Below are 6,007 nucleotides of genomic sequence, written 5' to 3'. Positions count from 1 at the left end.
GTTCCCCGCCCACCCCGCCTTTCTCGATCTGTTTTTCGGTGTCGGGTGCTAAGACGTGGGCTCTGCGGTTGTCTGGTCTTCCCCCTGCGCGGGTCGGGCTGCCCCGGAACCCCTACCGGTTGGGCTGCGTCCGGCGGTGCCGGGTGGGGCGGTACATCGCGCCGGTGTCCAGTTGGTGTGGGCTTGCTGGAGGGCTGCGGGGGGCTCGGGGTGGGTGGCTTCGCCGGACGTCGGGGTCAGGCGGGGCGGCGCATTTGGAGTTCGCGGAGGGTGGGGACGGTGGGGTGCGGGACGCGTAGGCCGGTGTCGACGAAGCCCAGCCGCTGGTAGGCCCGGTAGGCGCGGTCGTTGCCGACCACCACTTCGAGCATCAGTTCGTCGCGCCGTTCGGCTCGGGACCAGGCGGCCACCGCCGCGACCAGGTCCGCGAGCAGGCCGGTGCCGCGCCAGGTCGGGGTGACGTAGATCGCGTAGAGCAGGGTGACTCCGGGCTCTGCGGGGTGGGCGATGCCGCCCGCATGTCCGATCAGGCGACCACCCGGATCGGCGACGAACTGGGCGTTGGTGGCGCCCGTCGAGGTCTGGCGAATCCGGGCCGCGTACTCGGTGTGCGGGCGGGCGGCGGCTTCGGCGAGGGTCTCCAGGAAGGCCAGCGGCGCGTCGGCGAGCATCTCCAGACGCAGCGCACGCATCCGGCCGGCGTCGGTGGGCCGGACCCGCCGCACCTCGGCCCGCAGAGGGGCCGTATCGCCCGGGAAGCTGATCATGTCCGCATACCTATCACAATGACAGCCGACGATGTGGCTACTCGGAATATGCCCGATTTGTGGTCGTGCGCCGTCGTCACGCTTCGTGTACCGTGCGATTTCGGTCACCCTATTCCGTGGTCGTCGATGACTGCCGAAGACGGTGAGTTCCGGGCTGTTCGGCGTGCCGATGGTCCGGGGTAGTGGAACGCCGCGCAGAGTGAGGACAACACCGTGGCACAGGGCACCGTGAAGTGGTTCAACGCTGAAAAGGGCTACGGCTTCATCGCCGTCGACGGCGGGCAGGACGTATTCGTCCACTTCTCCGCGATCGAGATGGACGGCTACAAGGCGCTGGACGACGGCCAGCGGGTCGAGTTCGAGATCGCCCAGGGCCAGAAGGGCCCCCAGGCCGAGCGGGTGCGCGTCATCGCCTGAGTGCATCCCACCCACGCCGGGTAGACCGCCGGTACGGGTGGCGTGATCGCGGCCGGAGGGGGGCTGCGGTGCGGATACCTCACAAGGGAAGATCATGGGCCGGATCCAGCTGTCGCTGAGGAGGGTTCATGTCCGACCAGTCACCCCCGGCAGGTCCACCGCATTCGTCGCCCGACGAATCGGCCCCGTCCGCCGGTGCTTCCAGTTGGCAGCCCTCGGACCCGACCGCACCTGCCCCGTCGGCGCCAGATCCGGCCGGAGCCGGTCCGCTGTCGACTCCGCCACCCGGTGGATTCGGTCCGCCTTCAGTCCCGCCGGGTGGGTCCAGTGCGCCGGTGGTCCCCCCGGGTGGGTACGGCCCGCCGGTGGTCCCGCCGGGTGGGTTCGGTCCGTCTGCGGTTCCGCCGGGTGGGTCTGGTCCGCCGATGGTTCCGCCACCGGGTAATCCGCCGCCTTGGGCCGGCTATCCCGGCCAGCCGGTCCCACCGGCCGGTCAGCCACACCAGCCGGCCTATCCGGGCCAGCCCTACTACGGCTGGTACGACCCGGCGGCGTACGGGTTCTATCCGGCCGATGCTCTGGTCACCCCGCCCGGTGCGGGCCTGGGCGGTTGGTTCACCCGCTGTCTGGGTGCGGTACGCCGGGGCTGGCACCTGCTGCTGCCGATTCTCGTGCTGACCCAGGTGTTGCCGGCGGGGGCGCTGTCGGTGCTCGGGCTGGTCTTCGACCCTTCGGCCAGCTGGGAGGCCGAGCTCGCCGCCGACTCCGCAGCCCTGCCCGCCAACTTCGGTGTCGACATGGCGAAGTGGATGGGGGTGCTGATCGGCGGAAGCCTGATCTTCGGTCTGGTGCAGTGCATCGGCTGGGCCGCCGGTACCTGGGTGATCACCCGGCAGGCGGCCGGTGAGCAGGTCACCCTCGGGGCCGCCCTCGGCTACGGCCTGCGCCGGGCGCTCGGCCTCTGGGGCTGGATGTTGATCTTCACCCTGATCGTGACCGTTGGCTTCTGTCTCTGTTTCCTGCCCGGCGTCTATGCGGCTTTCGCGCTGGCCATGGCCGGTCCGGTCTACCTCTTCGAGCGCCGCGACCCGATCGGACGATCGCATCGGATGCTGCGTGACCGGCTGGGTCTGCTGCTCGGGCGGGTGGCGCTGACGATCGCAGCGGTGATCGGCATCGGGCTCGTCGCCAGCCTGGTGGAGGCGGTGGTGCTCGTACCGTTCGGTGTCACGCCGTTCGAAGCTGCGGGCACGGCGGTCGGCGCGATCCTGGCGATCTTCGTGGTGGCCCTGCTGGGGGTGCCGGCATACCTCGCTCAGCTGGTCGGACTGGTGGTCACGTACGCCGAGCAGCGGGCTCACGAGGGCCCGGTGAACAGCGGGCAACTGGCTGCCGAACTCGGCTGAGCCGGGCGATCGTGCTTGCACTCGGCAGGGGAGAGTGCTAAACAAGTCATTGGCACTCGCATGGCGTGAGTGCCAGCTGGTCGGGACGGTGGGGCTGCGGTCGCACTCGTGGCATAACCACGGGTGAGGCACGTGGCCGGTCGTCGCGGGCTATCCGGCCCGGCCGAGGAGACGTCGTCGTCGCCAGGTGGCGACGTCCCAAGGTGCGTACACCAGACGGTTCATCCGGGGCACACACTCGGGTGGCCCGTGAGTGTCCAGGAGGACAACGCCGTATGGCCAAGATGATCGCGTTCGACGAAGAGGCGCGCCGCGGCCTCGAGCGGGGCATGAACCAGCTCGCCGACGCCGTGAAGGTGACCCTCGGCCCCAAGGGCCGCAACGTCGTGCTCGAGAAGAAGTGGGGTGCCCCCACCATCACCAACGATGGTGTGAGCATCGCCAAGGAGATCGAGCTCGAGGACCCGTACGAGAAGATCGGCGCTGAGCTGGTCAAGGAGGTCGCCAAGAAGACCGACGACGTGGCCGGTGACGGCACGACGACGGCGACCGTCCTGGCCCAGGCTCTCGTTCGCGAGGGTCTGCGCAACGTGGCCGCCGGCGCCAACCCGATGGCCCTGAAGCGGGGCATCGAGGCCGCGGTCGCGAACGTCTCGGAGGAGCTGCTCAAGCTCGCCAAGGACGTCGAGACCAAGGAGCAGATCGCCTCCACCGCCTCCATCTCCGCTGGTGACACCAGCGTCGGCGAGATCATCGCCGAGGCGATGGACAAGGTCGGCAAGGAAGGCGTCATCACCGTCGAGGAGAGCAACACCTTCGGCCTGGAGCTGGAGCTCACCGAGGGTATGCGCTTCGACAAGGGCTACATCTCGGCCTACTTCATGACCGACCCGGAGCGTATGGAGGCCGTCTTCGACGACCCGTACATCCTGATCGCCAACAGCAAGATCTCGTCGGTCAAGGACCTGCTCCCGATCCTGGAGAAGGTCATGCAGTCGGGCAAGCCGCTGCTGATCATCGCCGAGGACCTGGAGGGCGAGGCCCTGGCCACCCTGGTGGTCAACAAGGTCCGTGGCACCTTCAAGTCGGTCGCCGTCAAGGCGCCGGGCTTCGGTGACCGCCGCAAGGCCATGCTGACCGACATCGCCATCCTCACCGGTGGCCAGGTCATCAGCGAGGAGGTCGGCCTCAAGCTGGACGCCACCGGCCTCGAGATGCTGGGCCGCGCCCGCAAGGTCGTGGTGACCAAGGACGAGACCACCATCGTGGACGGCGCCGGCGACGCCGAGCAGATCCAGGGCCGGGTCAACCAGATCCGGGCCGAGATCGACAAGAGCGACTCCGACTACGACCGGGAGAAGCTGCAGGAGCGTCTGGCCAAGCTGGCCGGCGGTGTTGCGGTGATCAAGGTCGGCGCGGCCACCGAGGTCGAGCTGAAGGAGCGCAAGCACCGCATCGAGGACGCCGTCCGCAACGCGAAGGCCGCCGTCGAGGAGGGCATCGTCCCGGGTGGTGGCGTCGCGCTGGTGCAGGCTGGCAAGACCGCCTTCGACAAGCTGGACCTGGCCGGCGACGAGGCGACCGGCGCGCAGATCGTCAAGATCGCGCTGGACGCCCCGCTGCGGCAGATCGCCGTCAACGCCGGCCTTGAGGGCGGCGTCGTGGTCGAGCGGGTTCGCAACCTGGACGCGGGTCACGGCCTCAACGCCGCGACCGGCGAGTACGTCGACCTGCTGGCCGCCGGCATCATCGACCCGGCCAAGGTGACCCGGTCGGCGCTGCAGAACGCCTCGTCGATCGCCGCGCTGTTCCTCACCACCGAGGCCGTGGTGGCGGACAAGCCGGAGAAGACCCCGGCCGCCCCGGCTGGCCCGGGTGGCGGGGACATGGACTTCTGAGTCCAGCTCCAACGCCGAAAGGGCGGGCCGCGTCAGCGGCCCGCCCTTTCGCTATCTGGGCAACGGGCGCTGGTTGCGCCGCTTCTGCGCCCGGTCGTACGGCGGGCGGTGCGGCACCGGCTCGTCCACCAGGATGAGTGGCTCCTCGGGCGGTTCGACCGTCCCGGTCATCTCCGCCAGCTGTTCGGCGTCGCCGTAGTCCAGCCGGTCGATCGGCAGTTTGCCCGGCAGTTTGTGGGCCGGGGCCCAGCTGACAGGCGACGCCTCCTGGGCCTGATCGTCGTCCGTGGTCATGGCTGCCTCCTCTATCCGAAACGGTAAGGGGCGTCGATGACCCCGGCGGGCGAACGGCGCTATCGGAGGCTATGTGCTATTCGTCCGTCATTGTCTGGTCGAGGCTCTTGCGGTATAGGAAGAAGACCCGCTCGATCCGGGCGCCCGCACTACGCGAATAGAAAGGCACCGGACCGACCCAACCGATCTGCGCGGTCCCGATGCCGGCCGCCCGCTGGTCGGCCAGGCAGCGCCGCAGCAGGACGCCGCCGATGCCGGACCCCTCGGCGGCGGGTGCGGTGCCCATCGGTCCGAACCAACTCGGCCGCGACGACCCGTACGCGGCGAAGCCGAGCAACTCGCCGTCGCGTTCGGCCAGATGGCAGCCGGCGTCCGGGCGTCCGAGCGAGCCGGCCAACTCGGCGTCCCAGGAGCCGCCGAAGGTGGCGCGGGCGAAGGCGGCGAGCGCCGGCAGGTCGGCGGGCTCGGCACGGCGTACGGACACCCCCTGCCCGGCCAGGCGGGCCTCGGCGGCCTGCGTGGACCGCAGCGCCGGTGACCCGTCGTACGACAGGTCGGCGGTCATGTTCCAGGCCGTACGGTCCTGCGTGTAGCCGAGGGCGAGGGCCAGGCAGATCGCCGGGGTGTACCGGACATCCACCCCGGGCCAGGCGTAGTGCGGCGGATTGCCGGCGAGGAGCACCTCGACCGCGCCGAGGTCGGCCAGCGCTCGCTCGGCGTGCCCGACCAGAATCCGGCCGATGCCCTGACGCCGTCGTCGCGGGTGCACGGCCACCAGGTCCACGTGCCCCGTGCGGCCGTCCGCGCCGGCCACCGAACTGATCAGTACGCCGACCAACTCGTCGTCCCGGTACGCGCCGAACACCCGTACCGTCCGGTCGTCGCTCGCCCGTTCCCAGAGCGTCGCCACGAGTGACCTGGCCTCGGCCGCGTCCTCCGGCAGGTCGAGCGCCTGTTGACACAGCCCTGTCACCTCGGAAGCCCGTTCGATGGTCAACTCTGCGACGGTCGTCTCGGCATCCATGGCTGCCGACCATAGATCACGGTCGACCGGGTGTCAGCCTCGCTCATGGCGGGGTGCTGATGCCCCCTCGGATGCTCAACGGATCTTCGACGGCGGACTTGGTGACCACCTGGATCACCCCGCAGCACAGGGCCACGATGAGCGCCGGCACGCCCAGCAGGACCAGCAGCGCCATGCCGCGCCACCGGGCAAACGATGGCA

General features: G+C 69.8%; 7 protein-coding genes. 3 read left to right on the top strand and 4 right to left on the bottom strand.

Features of this window, described 5'->3' with window-relative positions:
- Positions 1-236 precede the first annotated feature (236 nt).
- Complete coding sequence (locus tag AB0M35_RS10475; RefSeq protein WP_363743795.1) at positions 237-767, bottom strand: GNAT family N-acetyltransferase; 531 nt, start codon at positions 765-767, stop codon at positions 237-239.
- Positions 768-980: 213 nt separating this feature from the next.
- Between AB0M35_RS10475 and AB0M35_RS10470 the strand changes: the two genes are divergently transcribed.
- The 3 genes from AB0M35_RS10470 to groL all read left to right on the top strand — a co-directional run bounded on the left by AB0M35_RS10470 (position 981) and on the right by groL (position 4,488).
- Complete coding sequence (locus tag AB0M35_RS10470; protein WP_013288855.1) at positions 981-1,184, top strand: cold-shock protein; 204 nt, start codon at positions 981-983, stop codon at positions 1,182-1,184.
- Between the two features lie 425 nt (positions 1,185-1,609).
- Entirely contained in the window at positions 1,610-2,590 is a 981-nt protein-coding gene (locus AB0M35_RS10465; protein WP_363743793.1) for a hypothetical protein, read from the top strand.
- Between the two features lie 275 nt (positions 2,591-2,865).
- Entirely contained in the window at positions 2,866-4,488 is a 1,623-nt protein-coding gene (gene groL, locus AB0M35_RS10460) for a chaperonin GroEL (RefSeq protein WP_363743791.1), read from the top strand.
- 51 nt (positions 4,489-4,539) lie between these two features.
- Here groL and AB0M35_RS10455 read toward each other — a convergent pair whose 3' ends face one another.
- The 3 genes from AB0M35_RS10455 to AB0M35_RS10445 all read right to left on the bottom strand — a co-directional run bounded on the left by AB0M35_RS10455 (position 4,540) and on the right by AB0M35_RS10445 (position 5,981).
- On the bottom strand, positions 4,540-4,782 hold the full coding sequence (locus tag AB0M35_RS10455) for a hypothetical protein (protein ID WP_363743789.1): 243 nt from the start codon (positions 4,780-4,782) through the stop codon (positions 4,540-4,542).
- Positions 4,783-4,858: 76 nt separating this feature from the next.
- Entirely contained in the window at positions 4,859-5,806 is a 948-nt protein-coding gene (locus tag AB0M35_RS10450; RefSeq protein WP_363743787.1) for a GNAT family N-acetyltransferase, read from the bottom strand.
- 43 nt (positions 5,807-5,849) lie between these two features.
- The gene (locus tag AB0M35_RS10445) at positions 5,850-5,981 is read right to left on the bottom strand and encodes a hypothetical protein (RefSeq protein ID WP_363743785.1); all 132 of its coding nucleotides are present in this window, start codon (positions 5,979-5,981) and stop codon (positions 5,850-5,852) included.
- Positions 5,982-6,007 lie beyond the last annotated feature (26 nt).

This window comes from Micromonospora sp. NPDC051196 (genome assembly GCF_040682415.1).
Classification (GTDB): domain Bacteria; phylum Actinomycetota; class Actinomycetes; order Mycobacteriales; family Micromonosporaceae; genus Micromonospora.
Note: the sequence above shows the minus strand (reverse complement) of the source record. Positions and strands in the feature narration are given on the sequence as shown.